Origin of the sequence: Phenylobacterium sp., assembly GCF_035569475.1 — a bacterium.
Lineage (GTDB): Bacteria > Pseudomonadota > Alphaproteobacteria > Caulobacterales > Caulobacteraceae > Phenylobacterium.
On record NZ_DATMNA010000018.1, the window covers coordinates 1 to 20,697 of the forward strand.

The following is a 20,697-nucleotide window of genomic DNA, read 5'->3' on the forward strand; positions in this document are numbered from 1 at the left end:
TCGTGAGACAGTTTGGTCCCTATCTGCCGTGGGTGTACGAAGCTTGAGAGGATCTGTCCCTAGTACGAGAGGACCGGGATGGACACACCTCTGGTGGACCTGTCGTGGCGCCAGCCGCGCAGCAGGGTAGCTAAGTGTGGAATAGATAACCGCTGAAAGCATCTAAGCGGGAAACTAACCTCAAAACAAGGCTTCGCCGAGAGCCGTGGTAGACCACCACGTTGATAGGCCAGGTGTGGAAGTGCCGCGAGGCATGTAGCTTACTGGTACTAATCGCTCGATCGGCTTGATCGTTCTTAGCAAAATTCATGCGCGCTCCGATTTGAGCTTGCCGCAGACCTGATGTCTTCTCATTCACATCCGTTTCGTTGACCTGGTGGTTTTGCCGGGGGGTCCCCACCCGATCCCATTCCGAACTCGGTCGTTAAGCCCCTCTGGGCCGATGGTACTTCGTCTTAAGGCGCGGGAGAGTAGGTCGCCGCCAGGTCTACCAAACGGATGTGAGATCCAGACCCTTCAATTCACGATGCCAGCGACAGCTTTGCCGCGGGGTGGAGCAGCCCGGTAGCTCGTCAGGCTCATAACCTGAAGGTCACAGGTTCAAATCCTGTCCCCGCACCCAAAGAAAAGAGCCCGCCAGGTCACTGACTTGGCGGGCTTTTCCGTCTTGGGCCATGGCGGCTCCGACGGGCGCGGACTTTGATTCGCCGAACCCGTCGTCGCGGCGCCTTTCGTCAGCGCGTCGCCTGGGGCATAGGCTGGGCGTGGACGACACCCTGACCCGCTTTTCCGCAGACAAGCTTTCGGCGCTCCAGGCCAAGAGCCTTCGCCGCGTCCCGCACCCCACGCACAGGCTGGACGGGGTATGGGTGGAGCGCGACGGCCGGCGGCTGGTCTCCTTCTCCTGCAACGACTACCTCGGCCTGAGCCACCATCCGGCGGTCAAGGCCGCCGCGGTGCGCGCCATCGAGCTCTATGGGGTCGGGTCCGGCGCGTCGCGCCTCGTCACGGGAGACAACCCGCTGTTCGGCCTGCTCGAGGCGCGGCTGGCGCGGCTCAAGGGGTATGAGGCGGCTTGCGTTTTCGGGTCCGGCTACCTGGCGAACGCCGGCATCCTGCCCACTTTCGTCGGGACCGGCGATCTGGTCCTGGCGGACGAGTTGGCCCACGCCTGCATCTGGGCCGGCGCGCGCCTCTCGGGCGCGGAGACCCTGGCCTTTCGCCACAACGACATGCAGGACCTCGCCGCCAAGCTTGAGAGCCATCGAAGCGCGGCGGGCCGCGTCCTGGTGGCCACCGACGGCGTCTTCTCCATGGACGGCGACCTCGCGCCGCTGGATGAGATCAGCCGGCTGTGCCGGGCCCACGACGCCTGGCTGCTGGTTGACGACGCCCATGGCCTAGGCGTGGTGGGCGAGGGCGCGGGGTCGGCCCGCCTGTTCCCCGACGCCCGCGTGGACCTGGCGATGGGGACTTTCTCCAAGGCGCTCGGGGGGTACGGCGCCTACGTCTGCGCCAGCGGCCCGGCCATCGACCTGATCAAGACCCGGGCGCGCACCTTCGTCTTCACCACCGGCCTGCCCCCCGCCAATGTCGCCTCGGCTCTCGCGGCCCTGGAGGTGATCGAGGGCGCCCCGGGCCTGGCGGCCAGGCCCGTGGCGCGGGCGCAGCGCTTCACCGCGGCTCTGGGGTTGCCCCGCGCCCAGAGCGCCGTGGTCCCGATCCTCCTCGGAGACGCCAAGACCGCCCTGGCGGCCGCGGCCGACCTGGAGCGGCAGGGGTTGCTGGCCGTGGCGATCCGGCCGCCCACCGTACCCGCGGGCACGGCGCGGCTGCGCTGCGCCTTCAGCGCCCTGCACGGCGAGGAACAGGTGGATCGCCTCGCGGCCGCCCTGCAGCCGTGGGTGGGAAGGCCGTGACGGGCTCGGCCGCGCCGCGGATCCTGTTCGTGCTGGGCGCCCATACGGAGATCGGCAAGACCCATGTCGCCTGCGGCCTGTTGCGCGCGGCGCGCGAGGCGGGCCTCACCGTCGACGCCTTGAAGCCTGTGGTCAGTGGATTCGCGGCCGGCGACTGGAGCGACAGCGATCCCGGACGGTTGCTGGCGGCCATGGGGCGCCCCCTGGTCGAGGAGGAGTTGGAGCGGCTGGCGCCTTGGCGGCTCGTGGCGCCGCTCGCGCCCCCGATGGCGGCGCAGGCCGAAGGCCGGCCGCTGCCTTTCGCCGACGTGGCGGCGTTCTGCCAAGGCCGCATCGAGGCCTCCCGCGCCGACCTGATGATCGTGGAAGGCGTGGGCGGCCTGATGTCCCCCTTGGCGGACGGCGCGACCTGCCTGGATCTCCTCGAGGGCCTCGGCAGCCCGAGCGTGCTGGTGGGCGGGGCCTATCTGGGCGCGGTCAGCCACACGCTCACCGCCCTGGAGGTGCTGCGGGGCCGCGGCCGGGCGCCGGCCGGGATCATCGTGAGCGAGGACGCCGATCCGCAGGCCCCGGACTTCATGGGCACGGTCGCGCTCGTCTCGCAGCATGCCGGGCAGACGCCGGTCGTTCCCGCCGCTCGACAGGGCGGCGATGGGTGGGCCCGCCTGCTCCTGCAGGCCGTTCGTGGGCCAGCCGGAAATCCTGGGCGGAGATAGGGCTGTGGCGGATCCCGACTGGCTGACCCGTGGCGCGCGCCACGTCTGGAGGCCCTACTGCCAGATGAAGACGGCGCCTCCGCCGCTGCCGGTGGCGCGGACGGAAGGTTGCCGGATCGTCCTGGAGGACGGCCGCGAACTGATCGACGGCATCGCCTCCTGGTGGACCGCCTGCCACGGCTACAACCATCCGCACATCCGCCAGGCAGTGGCGGCGCAGCTATCCCGCGCGCCGCATGTGATGTTCGGCGGCCTGGCGCATGAGCCGGCCTACCGGCTGGCCGCGCGCCTCGCGGCCCTGCTGCCCGGGGACCTCGACCACGTCTTCTTCGCGGAGAGCGGCTCGGTCTCGGTCGAGATCGCCATGAAGATGGCCCTGCAGTACTGGATCAACCGCGGCGTGGCGGGGCGCGTGAAGTTCCTGGCCTTCCTGGGCGGCTACCACGGCGACACCCTGGCCACGATGACGGTGTGCGACCCGGAGGAGGGGATGCACAGCCTGTTCGCCGGCGTCATGCCCGAGCAGGCGATCGCCGCCTTGCCGGCGGACGCAGACTCCGAAGCGGCGCTTGATCGCCTGCTGGCCGAGCGGGGGCGAGAGATCGCCGCGATGATCGTCGAGCCCCGGGTGCAGGGCGCCGGAGGCATGCTGTTCCACGACGACGATGTGCTGCGGCGGCTGCGACGGCTGGCCGACAAGCACGACCTGTTGCTGATCTTCGACGAAATCTTCACGGGCTTCGGCCGCACCGGCGACCTCTTCGCCTGCGCCGGCGCGGGCGTGACGCCCGACATCGTCACCCTGTCCAAGGCGCTGACGGGCGGCACCCTCCCACTCTCGGCGACCATCGCCAACGGCCGAGTGTTCGAGGCCTTCTGGTCGGACGATCCAGGCGCCGCCTTGATGCATGGGCCGACCTACATGGCCAATCCCCTGGCCTGCGCGGCGGCCAACGCCTCCCTCGACCTCTTCGAGACGGGGGATTGGAAGGGGCAGGTGGCCGCGGTCGCGGCGGGGCTGGAGGCCGGGCTTGCGCCTTGCCGGGCGGCGCCTGGGGTGGTCGGAGTCCGCGTGCGCGGCGCGATCGGCGTGGTGGAGTTCGCGGAAGCCGTGGATGTGGCGACGCTCTGCGCCCGCTTCGCCGCGGAAGGCGTCTGGATCCGCCCCATGGGCAAGGTGGTCTACCTGACGCCGCCCTTCACGATTTCACGCGGCGAGCTCGCCCAACTGACGACCGCGATCTGCAAGGTGCTTGGAGCCAGGGCCTGCTGAACGGCTGTCAGCGCCCAGGACCCTGACCGCCGGCGGAGGCGGATCCGGAGCCGTCCTGGCCGATCGATGCGTCAAGCACCGGTGGCGACGCGTCAGGATGCGCCGCGCCGGATAGCTGTCCGATCAGGGCCACCATTGTCGAATTGCCCTGCTCGCGCGCTACGTCGGCGGCGGTGCGGCCGGAGGCGTCCTTGATGTCCAGCCGGGCTCCGTGGCGCACGAGCAGGCGCAGGACGTCCTCCCGGCCGAACAGGCTGGCCATCATGGCGGCGGTCTGGCCCACCTTGTTCGTGGCGTTGACGTCGCAGCGCCGGACCAGCAGGTCCGCGATCTCGGTCTCGCCCTTGAAGGCCGCGCCCATCAGGGCGCTGTTCCCCCTGAGGTCGGAGGCGCAGGGGTCCGCGCCCCGGGCCATGAGGAATTCCACGGTCTGCCTCTGTCCGTCGTAGGCGGCCAGGATCAAGGCCGTGTAGCCGTGGCTGTCGACCTCATCCACGGGCGCCCCGTCGGCGATCATCCCGCCCAGCAGGTCGGTCCGGCCTGCCCGGGCGGCGTCGAAGTAGAGTTCCTTGTAGTGCTCGGGGAGCGCCGGCGCGGCCTGCGCCCCGGGGCTTGAGAGCCCCAGGGCGACGAAGCTCGCCGCGCAGATCAATCTCAGAGTGCGCATGATCGATATCCGATTGGAACTGGCCGTTCGCGGCGCCCTTAAGGCCGCCGCAGGCTCGCGATGTCGACGTTGACGAGTTTGGCGAGGCGCGTCCCGTAGTCCGCGTCGGCCTGGTAGAAGTGGCTCACCATGGTGCGGCGGATCTCGGGATTGGCGACCGCGCCAAGATCGGACGCTAGGTTCTTGATCAGGTTGTCCTGGTCGTGCCTGCTCAGGCTGCGGTAGAATTCGCCCGCCTGGCGGAAGTTATCTTCCTTGTCGACCTTGCGCTGCTGCGTCACGCCGGAGACCGGGTATTGGCTATACCGGTACTCCGTCTGCTCGACCGGCAGCGTCGGCGAGGTGTTGGGCTCGTAGTTCACCTCGCCCTGTTGCGGCAGGAACTGCATCGCGCCATCGATATTGTTGTTTCTGACCGGGATGCGCGGCCGATTGACGGGCAGATCCATGTAGTTCGTGCCGACGCGGTAGCGCTGGGTGTCCGCGTAGGAGAAGAGGCGGCCCTGCAGCATCTTGTCGGGGGACGGCTCGATCCCCGGAACCAGCTCGCACGGGCAGAACGCCGATTCTTCTGTGGAGTTGAAGAAGTTCTCGGGAACCTTGTTCAGGGTCATGGTCCCGACCTTGGTTTCCGGAACCCCGTCCCAGGTCTTCGTATCGTCGAAGGCGTCGTACGGAAGGTTCGCCGCCTGCTCGGGCGTCAGGATCTGAACCATCAGGTCCCACTTCGGGAAATTCCCCTGGCGGATGCTGTCGTAGAGGTCGCGCGTGGCGTAGCTGGTGTCCGCGGCCCTGGCCTCCTCCAGCGTCATGCCGCGCATGCCCTGCTGGGACTTCCAGTGGAACTTGGCGAAGACCGTCTTTCCCTCGCGGTTCACCAGGCGGAAGGCGTGAACGCCGTTGCCGTCCATCGTGCGATAGCTCGACGGCTGGCCGTAGGTGTCGGTGTAGAGCATCGTCAGCATGTGCGTGGACTCAGGCACGCGCGAGAAGAAGTCGAACGCCCTGTTCGGGTCCTGCATGTTGGTGACGGGCGACGGCTTGTTGGCGTGCACGAAGTCCGGGAACTTGATGGCGTCGCGGATGAAGAAGATCGGCTCGTTGATGCCGACGATGTCCCAGTTGCCCTGGTCGGTGTAGAACTTGACGGCGAAGCCCCGCGGGTCACGGGCCGCTTCCGGCGAGCCGCGGAAGTTCATCACGGTGGAGAAGCGGACGAACACCGGGGTCTGTTTGCCCGGTTGCGCGAAGACCGACGCGCGCGTGAACTGGGAGAAGTCCGTGCTCGCGACGAACACGCCCTCGGCGCCGGTGCCGCGCGCGTGGACGACCCGCTCCGGGATCCGCTCGCGATCGAAGCGCGCCAGCTTCTCGATGAGGTTCATGTCTTCGAGCAGGACTGGGCCGTCCGCTCCGGCGGTCTTGGAGTTCTGGTTGTCGCCGACGGGGGCGCCTGTGTCTCGGGTAAGGTTCGCCGGTTGGGCGGCGGCGATGCTCGCGGTGAGGGCCAGCGCCGGAAGCACTGCCAAGTAAATTCCAATCTTCATGACCTAACCTCAACTGCGGGATGAATTCGGTCCCTAGCTAGGTCGGTGCTGTTAACTTGGAAAATGAATTGATTTTCTTTTAGTAATCGGTTTTCTCGATCAAGCGTGAGCGAGGCGATCGTCCAGCGCCGAGGCTGCCAGCCCCGACCATTTCTTCCGACGACAGGCCTCTTCGATCATGGCTGCGAACGCGCCGTAGGCCTCGCTCCGCGGGCTGTTGCGCCGCCAGGCAAAGGCTATCGTCCGCCAGGCGTCTTCTGACGAGAGGGGCCGCACCACGACGTTCGTCCCTTCGAGCAGGCCGGAGTCCACGGCCATCTCGGGAAGCAGGGTGACGCCCATCGCGGCGTCCACCATCTGGATCAGCGTGGGGAGCGATGCGCCCGGCGCGGCGCCCGTGGAGCGCCGGCACGCACGCAGGGCGTGGTCGCGCAGGCAGTGGCCCTCACGCAGGAGGAGCAGCCGGTCGGTGGGCAAGTCGTCAGGCTGGACGGCGGACAGGTTCGCCAGGGGATCGTCCCGGTGCATCGCCACCACGATGGGGTCGTCGAAGATGGGGGCGTATTCGAAGTCGCCGCAGTCGAACGGCAGCGCCAGCAGCATGCAGTCCCGTGTCCCGCTCGACAGGCCCGCGCAGCCTTCGTGGCTCATCTCCTCATGGATCTGCAGTTGCAGGTCGGAATAGGCCGCCCGAACCGATTGCAGGATGCCGGGGAGGAGAAAGGGCGCGATCGTCGGGATCAGGCTCAGCCGCAGGGTTCCCGATGGCGTCGCGGCATTGCCGTCGCGAACGAGGGAAAGGTCTCTCGCCCGCAGAAGCAGGTCGTCGGCGCGCCTGACGACGGTGAGCCCGACGGGGGTGAAGACGACGTTTCTTCGGTTGCGTTCGACCAGGCGCATCCGGAGCACGGCCTCCAGCTCCTTCAGGCCGGCCGAAAGCGTCGACTGGGTCACGTTGCAGGCCTCGGCCGCTCGTCCGAAGTGCTGGTGTTCATGGAGCGCGACCAGATACTGAAGCTGTCTGAGCGATGGCAGCGCCACGGCGCCCTCCGATCCGTTTCAAAGCCGCGGCTGCAGATAGGTCTGGCCGGGCGCGGCGGGTAGTGGCGCCGTTTGCATCCCATCCTTCCCTTGTCCGGAAGGGTGGCCGTTCATGCGCGATGAGATCCGCGGGCGCGCCGGCGCAGAACGGCGGGGGCGATCTGGCCGGTATCAGGACTGTGCCTGCTTGCGGGCGCACGGGTGGGGGAACATATCCAGCCTCGGTTACTAAACGATACTGGATAGCCGCCATGCCCCGCCTCATTTCACGCATCGACACGACCCCCGCGCCCGAGCCCGGATTCATCGGCGAGGGCCACACGGCCGTGGAGGTCGTGCGTCCGACAGCGCTCGCGGCCAGCGATCCCTTCGTCCTCCTGATGGACGACCGCCTGGACATCCCGGTTCGCCGCACCATCGGCGGCGCCCATCCCCATGCCGGGCTTGAGACGGTGACGCTCATTCTCGAGGGCGGCCTGTTCGATCGGGACGAGGGCCCGATGGAGGCCGGGGACGTGGTCTGGATGACGGCGGGCCGGGGGATCATCCACAACGAAGCCGTCGAGGCGGAGGGGCGAACGCGGATCCTGCAGCTTTGGATCGCGCTGCCGGCCTCCGACCGAAACCTGCCGCCGCGCTTCCAGATCATCCCGCGGGACCGGGCGCCGGTCATCCGTCGGCCCGGCGCCGAGGCGCGCCTGTACAGCGGCGCCTCAGGCGCGACCACGTCCACGACCGCCAACCGGGTCCCGGTCACCATGATCGATCTCAAGCTGGAGCCTGAGGCCGCCTTCCAGCAGGACCTGCCGGCCTCGTACAACGGCTTCGTCTACGTGATCGAGGGCGCGGTGCGGGTGGGCGGCTCGACGATCTCGGCCGGCCAGACGGGCTGGTTCGGGCCTTCGGACGCGACGGATATGGTCCTGGAGGCGACGGAGGGCGGCGCTCGGCTCGTGCTCTATGCCGGAGAGCCGACCGGCGAGCGGCTGATCCAGCACGGTCCGTTCGTCGCGGACTCCGGGGCCGCCATCAACGAACACTTTCGACGCTTCCGGGCCGGCGAGTTCGTGAACATGAGTCGGCTGCGACCCACGGAGCCGGCGCACGCGGCGCTGGGAGGTTAGGCGGCCGAGGACTTCTAGATCGGCGCCGCGTTCAACGGTCCCTGCCCGCGCGGGGGCCGTTTTCGTTTGTCGGCGGAAGCGCGCCATCTGATGATGACGTCGTCCTTGTCCTTGGAGCGCCGCATGGTCCGTCACCTCGCCTTCGTCCCAATCGTCGTGGCCGCGTCTGTGCTTTCCGGCGGCGCAGTCGCCCACCCGGCGGGCGAGGGCATCTATGCCTCGGCCGCCCAACTTCAGGCCCTGACGGCGCAACTGAAGGAGGGCGTGATCACGGCGCCGGCGCCCACAGGTCCGGGGACCACCCTCCTGGCGGCGCGCCGCGATCGGCCCGGCGAGGTGGAGTTGCACAGCCACCTCAACGACCAGTTTGTGGTCCAGGCCGGCCACGCGACCGCGCGGGTCGGCGGTGCGGTGGCGGGCAATCGCCAGATCGCGCCCGGCGAGTTCCGCGGCGGGACGATCACCGGCGGCCGCGAGTATCAGCTCGGCCCCGGCGACATTCTCTGGATTCCGGCCGGCGCGCCGCATCAGGTGACGCCCAAGGGCGGGACCTTCCGCTACCTGGCCTTCAAGTTCGAGGCGGCGGGAAAATAGAGGCGTTCTACGCGAGCGTGCTACGCTGCTCCTGACGGCCAGGGAGCGGGGCCATGTGGATGCTGATCGCGGCCGTGGTTGTGGCTGGAACCGTGGGATCGCTCACCGACTGGCTGTTCATGGGTGTCCTGTTCCACAACGCCTATAACCGCTATCCCGAGGTCTGGCGCGAGAGTGTCCGCGAGGGCAGGAGCCGCGGCGCGATCATCTGGGCGTCAGGGCTGGGCTATGTGATGACCGCCGCGGTCGTGAGCCTCTGCGCGATCGCCAACGTGCGCTCGGTCGCCGCCGGGTTGGGGGTGGGCGCGCTGGCCTGGCTGGCCGGGCCGCCCGTCGTGATCATCGTCAACAATCTCTTCGTGAAGATCGACGCCAGGATCACCGTGGCGCATTGCGCCGGCTATGCGGCGAGGCTGTTGCTGGCCGGCGCGGCGGCGGGCTTCGTGCTGAGCCGATCCGCCGGCGGCTAGGCTCTGCGCGGGATCCGCACCGGCAGCGTCTCGTAACCCTTCACGAACACCGAGTGGGTGCGCTGAGGCTCTTCCACCAACTCGATCTGCGGGAAGCGGGCCAGGATCTCCTCCCAGATGATGGTGAGCTGCAGCTCCGCCAGGCGGTTGCCGACGCAGCGGTGGATGCCGAAGCCGAACGACAGGTGGGTGCGCGGCCGCTCGCGGTCGATGATGTAGGCGTTGGGGTCGGCGATGACGCGGTCGTCGCGGTTGCCCGAGACGTACCACATGGCCACCAGGTCGCCCTCGCGGATGGTCTTGCCGCCGAGCTCGAAGTCCTGCGTCGCCGTGCGCCGCATGTGGGCCAGCGGGGTCTGCCAGCGGATGGTCTCCGAGACCATCGACGCGATCAGCGAGGGGGCGGCGCGCAGCTTGTCGTACTGGTCGGGGTTCTTGTTCAGCGCATAGACCGAGCCGGAGATGGTGTTCCGGGTGGTGTCGTTGCCGCCGATGATCAGCAGCCCCAGATTGCCGTTGAATTCGTGGACGTCCATGTCCCGGGTGGCCTCGCCGTGCGCGAGCATCGAGATCAGGTCGAACTTCGGCGGCGCGGCGATGCGCTCGTTCCACAGCTCGCGGAAGGCGGCGAAGCAGACGTCCAGCTCCTCGCGCTTGTGGTCCCAGCTCTTCACCGGCCCGAAGCCCGGGGCGTTGGTCATCATGTCCGACCAGTAGGTGAGCTTGCGCCGCTCCTCGAAGGGGAAGTCGAAGAGGGTGGCCAGCGTCATGGCCGTCAGTTCCTTCGAGACCAGGTCCACCCAGTCGAAGGTCTCGCCGATCGGCAGGGCGTCGAGGATCACGCCGGCGCGCTCGCGGATGGTGGGCGCCATGTTCTGCAGGTTCGACGGCGCCACCACCGGGCTGACGGTGCGGCGCTGAACGTCGTGCTTGGGCGGGTCCATGGAGATGAAGCTGGAGCGCGTCGGGCGCTTGGCCATCTCGGCCTTGGACTCCAGGCTCTGGAGGGTGATTCCGTCGGCCGAGGAGAACACCTGGTGGTTGGTGTCGACGGCCATGATGTCGTTGTAGCGGGTGACCGACCAGAAGGGGCCGTAGTCGCTCTCCGGCGTGTAGTGCACCGGCGCCTCTTCGCGCAGCCGATCGAAATAGGGCCACATGGCGTCAGTGGCGAAGAGGTCCGGCTGGGCCGGGTTCAGGGTCTCCAGCGGCTCGGCGTAGGCGCGGGCGTGGGCCTCGCGCTTCAGGTCGACGGATCCGTCCATCCTTCAGGCTCCTCCTGTGGCGTGCCGGCGCGGTTGGCCCGCGCCGTCGCTTCGGCGGAATGGGACGCCCCAGGCGTCCCCCTGGCAAGCCGCTATTTCGCGAAGATCGCCTTGGGCATCATCACGTGGACGCCTTTGTTGCGGTCGACCAGCTCGGTGACGTCGACGTCGCCGGCGACGCTGACCAGCATGTAGGCGTCGTCCCGGCTCATGCCCTTCGCGGCCACCAGGAAGTCGACCATGTTGCGCACCGCCTTGTGAGCGGCGATCGACAGGTCGTCATCGAAGCCCATGGCGATGAAGTGGGTCGGCGTCTCGGCGCGCGGATAGGGCGAGGCCTCGCCCTTGTGCAGCACGAACTGGAAGGTCCCGACCAGGGAGGTCTCCATGGCGGTGACGTCCACCTCGCCGTTGCCCTGGCCGGCGTGGCCGTCGCCGACCTCGAAAAGGCCGCCCTTGGCATGAACCGGCAGGAAGACGGTCGAGCCGGCGACCAGCTCCTTGTTGTCCATGTTGCCGCCATTGATCGTGGGCGGCGTGGAATCGTAGCGACCGAAGCTCGGCGGTGGGGCCACGCCCATGCTGCCGAAGAACGGGTGCAGCGGAAGGGTGATCCCAGGCCCGAAGCGGGCGACCATCCTGTCGCGGTCCAGGGGGATGATCTTGGTCCGCGCGTAGGGGAAGTCATCGGTCAGGATGCCGGCGCCGTAGCGGAAGCCGTTGTAGGCGTAGGGAATCGCCAGATCGATCTTCAGGATCCGGATCTCCAGGGTGTCGCCGGGCTCGGCGCCCTCGATGGCGACCGGGCCGGTCAGGATGTGGCCGCCGGGGCCGCGGGCTGAGGCGGGCACATTGGCGTAGACGTCGCGCAGGGCGGCCTCGACCTGATCGGGCGGCACGCCGTTGCGCTCCAGGCCCGTCGGGTTGTTGGTGAGCAGGGTGCGGACCACGACCGTATCGCCCGACTTGACCGTCAGGACCGGCTTGTCGGCCGCGTCGTAGTGGCCCCAGGCGACGGTCGAAGGCGTCGGATCCAGGGCGTAGGTGGCGGCCTGCGCGCCGCCCGCGCTCGCGACTAGGACGGCGCTCGCCGCCAAGGCGGCGGACTTCAGATGTCTGATCATTGGTTTCCCCGATGCGCCGGTTCCAGCAGCGGCGGCGGACTATTGGACCGCCTCGTGCGTCGCGCAAGCCGGCTTGACCTCGGTGGACAGGTAGCGCGGAATATTTGCCTGCGGTGTCGGCGTCGCCGACGTCGCGGCGTCTTCCAGCCGGGCATCTCTACGACACCCACGGAGCAGGAGCTGAGGACCATGGCCGACACCTTCCGCGTCGAACGCTCGACGGTGATCGACGCCCCCGCGGCGGCGATCTTCCCGCACATCAACGATTTCCACGCCTGGACCGACTGGTCGCCCTTCGAGAAGATGGACGCCGACATGGCCAAGACCTTTTCGGGTCCGCGCAGCGGCAAGGGCGCCGGCTATGGGTGGGTCGGCAAGAAATCGGGTTCGGGCAGCATGGAGATCGTGCAGTCGGACGCGCCCTCGAAGGTCGTCATCAAGCTCGACTTCACCAAGCCCATGACCGCGCACAACACCGCCGAGTTCACCCTGGAGCCGCAGGGCGGCGGGACGAAGGTGACCTGGGCCATGTACGGGCCGACCACCTTCGTCACCCGTCTCATGCACATGGTCTTCCCGATGGACAAGATGGTGGGCCCGCAGTTCGCCGAGGGCCTCGCGAGCCTGAAGGCCGTCAGCGAGAAGGCGCCCGTCGCCTAGACCAGTTGCAGGTCCTTCGGCGCAGCGCCCGGGAAGACCTGGCCGAGCTGGCCCTCGTTCAGGCCGTAGATCCGCCCGAACAGGCCCCCGATCAGGGCGCGGTAGTCGGTGAGCACGGGGTAGTCGCGGTTCTGGTTCAGGGTCGAATCGACGACCTGGACCTGCTCGCCGGCCAGCCGGCCGCCCTTCACCCCGCCCCCCAGCACCCAGTAGACGCTGCCATGTCCGTGGTCGGTGCCGCGGTCGCCGTTCTCGCGGAAGGTGCGGCCGAACTCGGAAACCACCACGACCACGGTGTCCTTCCAGGCGTCCGGCCCGATCTCGTCGGCGAAGCCCGCGAGGCCTCGGCCCAGTTCGCCCAGACGTCCGGCCAGGTAGCCCTGCGCCGCGCCCTCGTTCACATGGGTGTCCCAGCCGCCGATATCGACGAAGCCCAGGTTGTAGTTCGCCTTCATGAGCCGCCCGATGCGGCGGGCCGAAAGCTCGAAGCCCCTGGGCGAGACCGCGCCGCGGTTGGCCGCCACCATCTCCGCCGAGATCGAGCGGTAGACCTCGTTCCGCACCTGGAAGCCCTCCGCGACCGAGGGCCCCAGCGGCTGGCCCTGGTACATCTGCTCGATCAGGGTCGCGAGATGGTCGTCGACGCCCGGCTTGCCGACCGCGCCCACGCCGACGTTCGGGATCGGCCTGCCGCCCCGGAAGGTGAGGGGAAGCTGGTCGGTGAAGGCGATCGGCTCGGCGCCGCTGAGGGTGGCCGACAGGCGGCTCATGAAACCGGAGCCGTAGTTGCGCGAGGCCTGCAGGGACTGGCCGAGCTCGATGGTGTCCTGGGTCTCGAAGTGGCTGCGCGACAGGTCGTCGCCCGCGCCGGCGAACGGCACGAAGGCCACCTGGCCGGCCTTCCACAGCGGATAGAGGGTGTCCTTCAGCGCCGGGTGCAGGCTCCAGTCGGCGTCGAGCGGCAGGGCCGCGTCGGGATTGGCCGGATCGGGCCTGGCGATGTGGAGGGTCGGGCGGGCCTGGTAGTAGAAGTCGCTGCCCGTGGGGATCACCACATTGGCGGCGTCATAGGCGCCGCGCAGGAAGACCACCAGGAGCCGGGTCGAGGCTTGCGGCGCGGCCCAGACGCGGCCGGCGACCAGGGTGGGCGCGGCCGCGGCGCCCAACTTCAGCAGATGGCGGCGGTGGAGGGTCATCGGCGCATGAACTCCGGGGACGACAGGAACAGCGTGTTCCAGTCCTGCGGCGATCCCGCCTGGCCGAGGGCCGACCTGGTGGCGGGCGCCAGCGACTGGTCGAGGCCCGCCTTGTAGTAGAGGGCGTTCTGCAGTTGCGGAAACGCCGGCTGGTCCTTGGCCTGGGGCTGGTCGGCCTTGAAGAGCCCGGCCGAGCCGGAGCCGATCTGGCGGGCGATCTCGAAACGCACCGCCATCTGGCCGGGGCCGTCCCAGGCCGCGGAGGTCATGGCGTAGCCGTCCGGGGTCTCGTGGTTGTAGAGGCCCTCGCTCATCCGGTTGAGCCAGTTCTGCATCGGCGTGGCGTTGAGGATCACCCGGTCGTCATAGGCCAGCCGCACGGCCGAGACCGCGAAGTGCATCGGGTCCTTGAAGGCCTTGCCGAGCGAGGCGTCGAACTCGCGACTGGCGAAGAGCACGCGCAGGGTGGCGGCGATATCGCCGTCGGAGCGCTGGAAGGCCTTGGCCATGCGGTCGACGATGGCCGGCGGCGGGTCGTCGCCCATGAAGTAGGCGGCCATCTGGGCCGAGACGTGGTGCGCGGTGGCCGGCTCGCGGGCGATGATGTCCAGCGCCTGCTCGACCTCGCCGAAGCCGGAGCCCTTGATGACGTGGCCGAGGAAGACCTTGTCGCCGAAGTCGTGGCGGTTGGGGTTGAATTCGAAGAGGCCGGCCCGGACCAGCAGCGGCTGGTAGGCGGCCTTCAGCTTGGGCGGATCGGGCGACAGGTCGACGCCGACTCCGGTCAGGATTCGCGCCAGCTCCTGCACGTCCTTCTGGCTGTAGCCGGAGCCCACGCCCATGGTGTGCAGCTCCATGATCTCGCGGGCGTAGTTCTCGTTGATGTGGTTCGCCGCGTTCTGGTCGTTGTCCAGGTAGCGCAGCATGGCGGGGTGCTTGAGCGTGGCCTCCAGCAGGTCGCGGAACTTGCCGAGCGCGCGAGGCCGGATCGCCTGGTCCTCGTAATCGCCGACCATGGCGCGGACGTCGCGCTTGTACATGTGGACGTTGAAGTGGTTCAGCCAGAACCAGGTCATCTGCTCCTGAAGCTGGTCGGGCGAATAGAGATCGCGAAGCAGCTCGCGGGTGGCGGCCTGCCTGCCCAGGTCGGTCATGCCCTGCTGGTAGGCCTGCTGGGCCAGCTTCTTCTGGTCCGGGTCGGTGAGCTTGTTGGCGGCCTGGATCTGGGCGTTCATCTGCACCACCAGGTCGGCCATCGGCGTGCGGCTGATCGGCAGGGCGTCGATCTGCGCCTGGACCTCGGCCGGCGGGCGGTCGCTGGCCTGTGGGCGGAGCTGGCGGTCGAGCCAGGCGCGAGGCCCCAGCTTCTGAAGGCTGTCGGCCGCGCTGGCCGACTGGCCCCAGGTGATCCGGTTGAGTAGCGCCAGGTCGTGGGCGCTGGGCGGCCTCTGGGCGTCGGCCACGGACGTGGCCGAGGCCGCCAGCAAGGCCGTGGCGGCCGTGAAGAACGCTCGCTTGGGTCGGCTGTGGCGCATGTCTGACGCTCTTTGCGATCTCAAGGAGGCTAAGGCTCCAGGGTTACAGAACCGCGAAATCCCGGCCTCACTATGGCGCGGCGTGATCTGAAGGGAAGCTGAACGCAACCGTGGGTCTGCTTGTTATCGCCCCCCGGCGCCGGGTAGGTTTGGAAAAACCGGTTTGGGGAGCGACGGATGAAGGCTTGGATTTGGGCGGCGGTCGCTGCGTTGGGTGCGTCGCTGTTGGCCACGCCATTGTCGTCGGTCGCCCAGGGGCCTGAGCCGGCCAACGGCGAGGCGATCTTCAGCGCGCGTTGCAAATCCTGCCATGAGCCGGCGATCAACCGCGCGCCGAACCGGGTCACGCTGTCGACCTACCAGCCGGCGCAGATCCTCCAGGCCCTGACCACCGGCGTCATGGCGCCCATGGCCCAGGGCCTTTCCGACGCCGACAAGGCCGCGGTGGCCGCCTATCTGGCGACGCCGCAGGCCGCGCCCGAGGGCCATCCGCAGCCGGGCGGCGCGCGCGTGGCGTCGGCCGCCAGCCGCGGCGTCGACGTGATGTGCGCGGCTACGCCGCCGATCCGCGCGACGGCCACCGACTGGACCAGCGTCGGCCTCGACGCCAATTCCAGCCGCTTCCAGCGAAACCCGGGCCTGACGGCCGCCGACGTGCCGAGGCTGAAGGTGAAGTGGGCGTTCGCCATGACCGGCGGCTCCATGCCGACGGTGATCGGCGACTGGCTGTTCATCACCAACCGCTCGGGCAAGTTCTATGCGCTCGACGCCAAGACCGGCTGCGTCCACTGGGTGCTGGACGGCGTCTCGTCGCGCACCACGCCCATGGTGGTGAAGAGCAGCGTCTCGCCCAGCGGCTGGGCGACCTTCGTCGGCGAGCGCACCCGCGTGGTCCGCGCCATCGACGCCCAGACCGGCAAGGAGATCTGGCGCTCGGGCCAGCTCGAGACCAATCCGGTCGGCGGCATCACCGGCGCGCCGGTCGTCGCCGGCGACCAACTGTTCGTGCCCCTGACCTCGGGCGAGGAAGGCGCAGCGCGCCAGCCCAACTATCCATGCTGCAGCTTCCGCGGCTCGGTGGTCTCGCTCGACCTCGCCACCGGCAAGATCCAGTGGAAGACCTATGTCATCGGCGAGCCGCTGCACCCGACCCGCAAGAACTCGGCGGGCGTGATGATGCAGGGCCCGGCGGGCGGCGCGATCTGGTCGGCGCCGACCGTCGACGCCAAGCGCGGCCTGGTCTACGTGGCCACCGGCGACAGCTACACCGATGAGCCCACCAAGGGCGCCGACGCCATCGTCGCCATCGAGACCAAGACCGGCAGGATCCGCTGGTCGAACCAGGTCACGGAGAAGGACAATTTCATCCTGGGCTGCGAGGGGCAGGCGAACGTGCCCAACTGCCCGACGCCCGTGGGCCCGGACTACGACTTCGGCGCATCGCCGATCCTCTTCACCCTGGCCAATGGCAAGCAGGTCCTGCTCGCCGGCCAGAAGTCCGGGGTCGCCTACGGCATGGATCCCGACAGCGGCAAATTGCTCTGGCATACCAAGGTCGGCGGCGGCTCGGCCCTCGGCGGGATCGAGTGGGGCATGGCCGCCGACGGCAAGCGGCTCTATGTGGCCAATTCCGACGTGATCAACCTGTTCGACGAGCTTGCCGGGCCCTCGGGCGCGGGGATCACCGGCGACAAGCCCTCGCCCGCCCAGCCGGGCCTCTACGCCCTCGATCCGGCCAGCGGCAAGGTCCTGTGGCGGACGCCCGCGCCGGTCGCGCCCTGCCACTATGCGGGCGACCGCAGCCACGACTACGCCAAGGGCGCCTGCGTCCGGGCGCAGTCGGCGGCGCCCTCGGTGATGCCGGGCGCGGTGTTCTCCGGCACCATGGACGGCTGGTTCCGGGCCTACGATCCGGCGACCGGCAAGATCATCTGGGCCTTCTCGACGACCGCCCAGACCTACGACACCGTCAACCAGGTGAAGGGCCAGCCGGGCGGCAGCATCGACGGCATGGGCCCGGCCATCGCCGGCGGCATGGTCTATACGATGAGCGGCTTCCTGGGGGCGTCCAACACCGGCGGCAACCCGGTGAACGTGCTGCTGGCCTTCTCGCCGGACGGCAGATAACTCAGCCGGCGATCCGCAGGATCTCGCCCAGCAGTTGGCTGGGCGAGAAGGGCTTCGGCACGAAGCCGTTCATCCCCGCGGCGTGATAGGCCGCCTGGTGGTGGGTCATGACGTCGGCGGTGAGGGCGACCACGGGAACGTCGGCCTGCGGCGAGCCTAGGCCGCGGATGCGGCGGGTGGCCTCCAGGCCGTCCATGCCGGGCATGTTCACGTCCATCAGGATCAGGTCATAGCCGCCGCGCACGGCCGCGGCGATGGCCGCCTCGCCGCTGTCGGCGGTCTCGGCCTCGGCGCCCAGCGCCTCCAGCGATTTCAGGCCCACCAGGCGGTTGGTGCGGTTGTCGTCGACGATCAGCACCTTCAAGCCGGCCAGGGGGGCCTCGCCGCCCTCGGCCTTGGGGGCGTGGGCCGGCGCCTCGGCGGGCGGCGCGTCGATCTCGAACCAGAAGACCGAGCCCAGGCCCTCGGCGCTCTCGAAGCCCATGTCACCGCCCATCATCCGCGCGAGGTTGCGTGAGATGGCCAGGCCCAGGCCGGTGCCCCCGAACTTGCGGTCGGGGCCTGAATGGGCCTGCTGGAAGCGGTCGAAGAGGGCGTCCTTGGCGTCGTCCGGCACGCCGACGCCGGTGTCCTGCACCTCGACGCGCAGCTTGCGGGCCGCGCCCGAGCCGTTGGCGGTCATGCGCACCTCGACGCCGCCGGTCTCGGTGAACTTGACGGCGTTGCCGATGATGTTGAACAGGCACTGGCGCAGGCGGATCGGGTCGACCATCGCCCAGCCTCCGCCGTCCCAGGCCTGCGGTTCGGCGCTGGCGCGCAGATAGAGGTTCTTGCTGTCGGCCTGCGGATGCAACAGGGCCACCACGCTGGCCATCACCGCGGCCGGATCGGTGGGCGCCGGCGTCACGTCCAGCTTGCCGGCCTCCATCTTGGAGAAGTCCAGCACGTCGTCGATCAACTGGGCCAGCATGTCGCTGCAGGCCAAGGCCTCGCCCAGCAGGTCGCGGCCTTCGGCGCTGAGGCCTTCGCGCTTGAGCAGGTTGAGTACGCCCACGATGCCGTTCATCGGCGTGCGGATTTCGTGGCTGACCGAGGCCAGGAAGCTCGATTTCGAGGCGGTGGCCGATTCCGCCAGCAGGCGCGCCTCGGTGAGCGCCAGCTCCTGGCGCTTCTGCTCGTCGATATCCAGCAGCAGGCCGACGCCGCGAACCGGCGCACCGGAGGCGTCGCATTCGGTCTGCCAATAGATCCGCACCCACACCGGGCCCTCCGGGCGAAGCACGCGGGCGTCGCTGGAGACCGCCTGGCCAGCGTCGATGCTGGCCTGGCCCAGCGAGCGCATGGTGTCGCGGTCGTCGGGGTGGAAGATCACCCGCGGGTCCTCGGCGGACGAGGCCGCCTCGATCGCGACCTTTCCCATCAGGTCGCGGAATTCCTGCGACAGCCAATATTCGCCCTTGGCGTAGTCGTAGCCGAACACCCCGGCGCGCGCGGCGGCCAGCGAAAGCTTCAGGCGCCTGGCGCTGGCGTTGGCCTCGTCCCGGGCCTGGGCCAGGTCGGTGACGTTCTGGCTGAGGCCGTACATCTCGTAGCGGCCCGACTTCAGCTTGCGGCCCGAACGGTAGAGCACGCGCAGGACGCGCCAGCCGCCGTCGCCGGTCCGATAGCGCATGTCGGCTTCGGCCGTGCCCTCTTCACGGGTCAGGCGCTCGCGGATCTCGTCGTCGATGGCGCGGTCGTCCTGGTGCTGAATGAGCTGCAGCATCGCGAGCGGAACCGGCTCCTGATTGCCGCCGTGGCCAAGCGCGAGCTCGCTCGGGAAGTGGTAGAGTTCGGCGTCCGGGTCGTAGCGCCAGATTCCGACCTCGGCGGCGTGCATCAGCCGGCCGCGGGCGGCGAAATCGGCCTTCATGCGCTCCAGCACGGTGCGCTCGCCGGTGACGTCGACCAGCATGGCCAGGGTCCGTCCGTCGTCCTGCGGCGTGAGGTCCAGGCGCAGCCAGCGCGGGCCGTCGGAGCATTGGAAGCCGAAGGTCTGCACGCCCTCGCCGGACGGCGCGTCGGTCGCCGCCGAACGCAGGCGATGGCCCAGAGGCTCGCCCTCCAGGCTGGCGGCGGGCACGTCGAGAAGCTCGGCGAAGGCCGCATTGGCTTCCACGAAGCGCAGTTCCGCGTCGAGGACGGCCATGGGGAAGGGCAGGGTGTCGAAACCCGGCCCTTGGGCTCGTCCGCGGGCGGCGTCCCGAGTGGCGTGCAGCGTTGCCATGGGACCAGCATCGCCAGTGCAGGTTAAGGTCTTCCTCCCAAACCGGCGTTTTCAGCGGCGTTTTGACGCGGCGGGCCGTTCGGGAGCGGTCTAGCCGCCGCTGATGTCGACCTCTTCGATCTTCCGGCCCTCGCGGTCGGCCTTGCGCGCGCCGGCCAGGATGCCGGGCAGGGCGTAATTGCCCTCGTGGCAGGCGTATTCATAGACCGGGCCCTTGGCGGCGTTCAGCGGCATTTCCGCCTTCCAGACCTGGCCGTAGGTGGCCGGGTCGTCGACCTCGAAGCGGTAGAGGATCTGGGTCGGCGAGACGCGGGTGAAACGCTCCGTCACCTTGGCGTTGGGCGAAAGCAGGATCGAGTTGCTGAAGTAGGGCCGCAGGCTCTCGCCCGGATTGAAGTTGGTGGTCTCGACCACCAGGGTGTCGCCCTCCCACCAGCCGACGCTGTCGCCCATCCAGGGGCGCATGTGACCGGGCAGGTGCCGCTTGTCGGTGAGGCGCACGATGCGCACGTCGTGGTTCATCTCCACCAAGATGGCCACGGAATCCTTGGACTGCACGATCTGGTAGTTGTTGTTGTAGAGGACGTTCAGCATCGGCGGCCCCGCCGTCGAGCCGAAGCCCAGGATGCAGCGCTCGCCCAGCGGGCGGTTTTCCGGCCCGTCCCAGCTGTTCCGCGCCTTGCGCAGCGCCTCGACGTAGGCGGCCTTGCCGGCGGTGGAATAGGGCAGTTGGCCGTCGGTCGGCTCGACGATCCAGGAGGTGCGCACCTGGCCGCCGATGCGTCCCAGGCTGACGCCGGGATCGGTCCAGGAGGCGTTGTAGCCGCCGGGGTCGGCGCCCGACGGCGGCGCGCCGGAGTTCGGATCGGTGGGCTTGTCCGCCTGGGCGCGGGCCGCGGCGCGGCGTTTCTCCAGGGCGGCGGCCTGCGCCTCGGTGAGGGTGAGCGTCTTGAACATCGCCGGCCGCTGCAGGCTCGTCAGCGAGGCGTTGGTCCAGACGCCCTGCAGGTCCGGCTGGCCGAAGCCGTTCCTGGGCGCCTGGTAACCGGCGGCCTGGGCCGTGGCGGCGAGGGCGAGGCTGGCGGCGAGCGCCAAGGCGGCGAGCTTGTTCATGGCGCCGATTGTTCGCCCGCCCGGCTCGGCATGCAAGCCGCCTCGTGTATCGTGGCGCGA

17 protein-coding genes, 1 tRNA gene and 2 rRNA genes are annotated in these 20,697 nt (G+C 69.0%); 11 read left to right on the forward strand and 9 right to left on the reverse strand.

Translation table 11 applies throughout. From position 1 onward, the window contains the following. The 6 genes from VNW53_RS02510 to VNW53_RS02535 form a co-directional block, all read left to right on the forward strand. Positions 1-294, forward strand: a 23S ribosomal RNA gene (locus VNW53_RS02510); the annotation flags it as partial. Between the two features lie 78 nt (positions 295-372). Continuing rightward, positions 373-487, forward strand: a 5S ribosomal RNA gene (rrf, locus tag VNW53_RS02515). Positions 488-545: 58 nt separating this feature from the next. After that, a tRNA-Met gene (locus VNW53_RS02520) sits at positions 546-622 on the forward strand. A 142-nt stretch (positions 623-764) separates the two neighbouring features. Further along, positions 765-1,919, forward strand: coding sequence for an 8-amino-7-oxononanoate synthase (bioF, locus tag VNW53_RS02525; protein ID WP_325553427.1), 1,155 nt, complete (start codon positions 765-767; stop codon positions 1,917-1,919). After that, complete coding sequence (gene bioD / locus VNW53_RS02530) at positions 1,916-2,635, forward strand: dethiobiotin synthase (protein WP_325553428.1); 720 nt, start codon at positions 1,916-1,918, stop codon at positions 2,633-2,635. Before bioF ends, bioD begins: the two co-directional genes overlap by 4 nt. A gap of 4 nt (positions 2,636-2,639) precedes the next feature. Continuing rightward, positions 2,640-3,908, forward strand: a complete 1,269-nt coding sequence (locus VNW53_RS02535) for an adenosylmethionine--8-amino-7-oxononanoate transaminase (RefSeq protein WP_325553429.1) — start codon at positions 2,640-2,642, stop codon at positions 3,906-3,908. Between the two features lie 7 nt (positions 3,909-3,915). Here the strand turns inward: VNW53_RS02535 and VNW53_RS02540 are convergent, their stop codons facing one another. The 3 genes from VNW53_RS02540 to VNW53_RS02550 all read right to left on the reverse strand — a co-directional run bounded on the left by VNW53_RS02540 (position 3,916) and on the right by VNW53_RS02550 (position 7,163). Then, the gene (locus VNW53_RS02540; protein ID WP_325553430.1) at positions 3,916-4,575 is read right to left on the reverse strand and encodes an ankyrin repeat domain-containing protein; all 660 of its coding nucleotides are present in this window, start codon (positions 4,573-4,575) and stop codon (positions 3,916-3,918) included. Positions 4,576-4,613: 38 nt separating this feature from the next. Continuing rightward, positions 4,614-6,122, reverse strand: coding sequence for a catalase (locus VNW53_RS02545; protein WP_325553431.1), 1,509 nt, complete (start codon positions 6,120-6,122; stop codon positions 4,614-4,616). A gap of 99 nt (positions 6,123-6,221) precedes the next feature. Beyond that, positions 6,222-7,163 (reverse strand): hydrogen peroxide-inducible genes activator, encoded by a 942-nt coding sequence (locus VNW53_RS02550; protein ID WP_325553432.1) that lies wholly within the window; start codon positions 7,161-7,163, stop codon positions 6,222-6,224. Positions 7,164-7,414: 251 nt separating this feature from the next. Between VNW53_RS02550 and VNW53_RS02555 the strand changes: the two genes are divergently transcribed. The 3 genes from VNW53_RS02555 to VNW53_RS02565 all read left to right on the forward strand — a co-directional run bounded on the left by VNW53_RS02555 (position 7,415) and on the right by VNW53_RS02565 (position 9,351). Further along, positions 7,415-8,287 (forward strand): pirin family protein, encoded by an 873-nt coding sequence (locus tag VNW53_RS02555; protein ID WP_325553434.1) that lies wholly within the window; start codon positions 7,415-7,417, stop codon positions 8,285-8,287. Between the two features lie 123 nt (positions 8,288-8,410). Further along, positions 8,411-8,881: an AraC family ligand binding domain-containing protein gene (locus VNW53_RS02560; protein ID WP_325553436.1), complete on the forward strand. Its 471-nt coding sequence runs from the start codon at positions 8,411-8,413 to the stop codon at positions 8,879-8,881. 53 nt (positions 8,882-8,934) lie between these two features. Next, on the forward strand, positions 8,935-9,351 hold the full coding sequence (locus VNW53_RS02565) for a hypothetical protein (protein WP_325553438.1): 417 nt from the start codon (positions 8,935-8,937) through the stop codon (positions 9,349-9,351). Here VNW53_RS02565 and VNW53_RS02570 read toward each other — a convergent pair. Continuing rightward, positions 9,348-10,616 (reverse strand): cytochrome P450, encoded by a 1,269-nt coding sequence (locus VNW53_RS02570; protein WP_325553439.1) that lies wholly within the window; start codon positions 10,614-10,616, stop codon positions 9,348-9,350. The genes VNW53_RS02565 and VNW53_RS02570 overlap by 4 nt on opposite strands. 92 nt (positions 10,617-10,708) lie before the next feature. Further along, positions 10,709-11,740: an acetamidase/formamidase family protein gene (locus tag VNW53_RS02575; protein ID WP_325553440.1), complete on the reverse strand. Its 1,032-nt coding sequence runs from the start codon at positions 11,738-11,740 to the stop codon at positions 10,709-10,711. Between the two features lie 189 nt (positions 11,741-11,929). Between VNW53_RS02575 and VNW53_RS02580 the strand changes: the two genes are divergently transcribed. Next, positions 11,930-12,400 carry an SRPBCC family protein gene (locus VNW53_RS02580; protein ID WP_325553442.1) on the forward strand — a complete coding sequence of 157 codons (471 nt, stop codon included), beginning with the start codon at positions 11,930-11,932 and terminating at the stop codon, positions 12,398-12,400. Here VNW53_RS02580 and VNW53_RS02585 read toward each other — a convergent pair. Then, positions 12,397-13,596, reverse strand: a complete 1,200-nt coding sequence (locus VNW53_RS02585) for a DUF1501 domain-containing protein (RefSeq protein WP_325553444.1) — start codon at positions 13,594-13,596, stop codon at positions 12,397-12,399. The two genes, VNW53_RS02580 and VNW53_RS02585, sit on opposite strands and share 4 nt — an antisense overlap. Beyond that, positions 13,593-15,131, reverse strand: coding sequence for a DUF1800 domain-containing protein (locus tag VNW53_RS02590; RefSeq protein ID WP_325553445.1), 1,539 nt, complete (start codon positions 15,129-15,131; stop codon positions 13,593-13,595). The genes VNW53_RS02585 and VNW53_RS02590 overlap by 4 nt, the downstream gene beginning before the upstream one ends. 177 nt (positions 15,132-15,308) lie before the next feature. Between VNW53_RS02590 and VNW53_RS02595 the strand changes: the two genes are divergently transcribed. Next, positions 15,309-17,258 (forward strand): PQQ-binding-like beta-propeller repeat protein, encoded by a 1,950-nt coding sequence (locus VNW53_RS02595; RefSeq protein ID WP_325553446.1) that lies wholly within the window; start codon positions 15,309-15,311, stop codon positions 17,256-17,258. A 1-nt stretch (position 17,259) separates the two neighbouring features. Here VNW53_RS02595 and VNW53_RS02600 read toward each other — a convergent pair whose 3' ends face one another. Beyond that, positions 17,260-19,524: an ATP-binding protein gene (locus VNW53_RS02600; RefSeq protein WP_325553447.1), complete on the reverse strand. Its 2,265-nt coding sequence runs from the start codon at positions 19,522-19,524 to the stop codon at positions 17,260-17,262. Positions 19,525-19,614: 90 nt separating this feature from the next. Beyond that, on the reverse strand, positions 19,615-20,637 hold the full coding sequence (locus VNW53_RS02605; protein ID WP_325553448.1) for a hypothetical protein: 1,023 nt from the start codon (positions 20,635-20,637) through the stop codon (positions 19,615-19,617). Positions 20,638-20,697 lie beyond the last annotated feature (60 nt).

Bases quoted from the DNA above. Each gene is read 5' to 3' on its own strand.
- VNW53_RS02540 (WP_325553430.1), bottom strand. From the start codon at position 4,575: ATGCGCACTCTGAGATTGATCTGCGCGGCGAGCTTCGTCGCCCTGGGG.
- VNW53_RS02545 (WP_325553431.1), bottom strand. From the start codon at position 6,122: ATGAAGATTGGAATTTACTTGGCAGTGCTTCCGGCGCTGGCCCTCACC.
- VNW53_RS02555 (WP_325553434.1), top strand. From the start codon at position 7,415: ATGCCCCGCCTCATTTCACGCATCGACACGACCCCCGCGCCCGAGCCC.
- VNW53_RS02560 (WP_325553436.1), top strand. From the start codon at position 8,411: ATGGTCCGTCACCTCGCCTTCGTCCCAATCGTCGTGGCCGCGTCTGTG.
- VNW53_RS02565 (WP_325553438.1), top strand. From the start codon at position 8,935: ATGTGGATGCTGATCGCGGCCGTGGTTGTGGCTGGAACCGTGGGATCG.
- VNW53_RS02570 (WP_325553439.1), bottom strand. From the start codon at position 10,616: ATGGACGGATCCGTCGACCTGAAGCGCGAGGCCCACGCCCGCGCCTAC.
- VNW53_RS02575 (WP_325553440.1), bottom strand. From the start codon at position 11,740: ATGATCAGACATCTGAAGTCCGCCGCCTTGGCGGCGAGCGCCGTCCTA.
- VNW53_RS02580 (WP_325553442.1), top strand. From the start codon at position 11,930: ATGGCCGACACCTTCCGCGTCGAACGCTCGACGGTGATCGACGCCCCC.
- VNW53_RS02585 (WP_325553444.1), bottom strand. From the start codon at position 13,596: ATGACCCTCCACCGCCGCCATCTGCTGAAGTTGGGCGCCGCGGCCGCG.
- VNW53_RS02590 (WP_325553445.1), bottom strand. From the start codon at position 15,131: ATGCGCCACAGCCGACCCAAGCGAGCGTTCTTCACGGCCGCCACGGCC.
- VNW53_RS02595 (WP_325553446.1), top strand. From the start codon at position 15,309: ATGAAGGCTTGGATTTGGGCGGCGGTCGCTGCGTTGGGTGCGTCGCTG.
- VNW53_RS02600 (WP_325553447.1), bottom strand. From the start codon at position 19,524: ATGGCAACGCTGCACGCCACTCGGGACGCCGCCCGCGGACGAGCCCAA.
- VNW53_RS02605 (WP_325553448.1), bottom strand. From the start codon at position 20,637: ATGAACAAGCTCGCCGCCTTGGCGCTCGCCGCCAGCCTCGCCCTCGCC.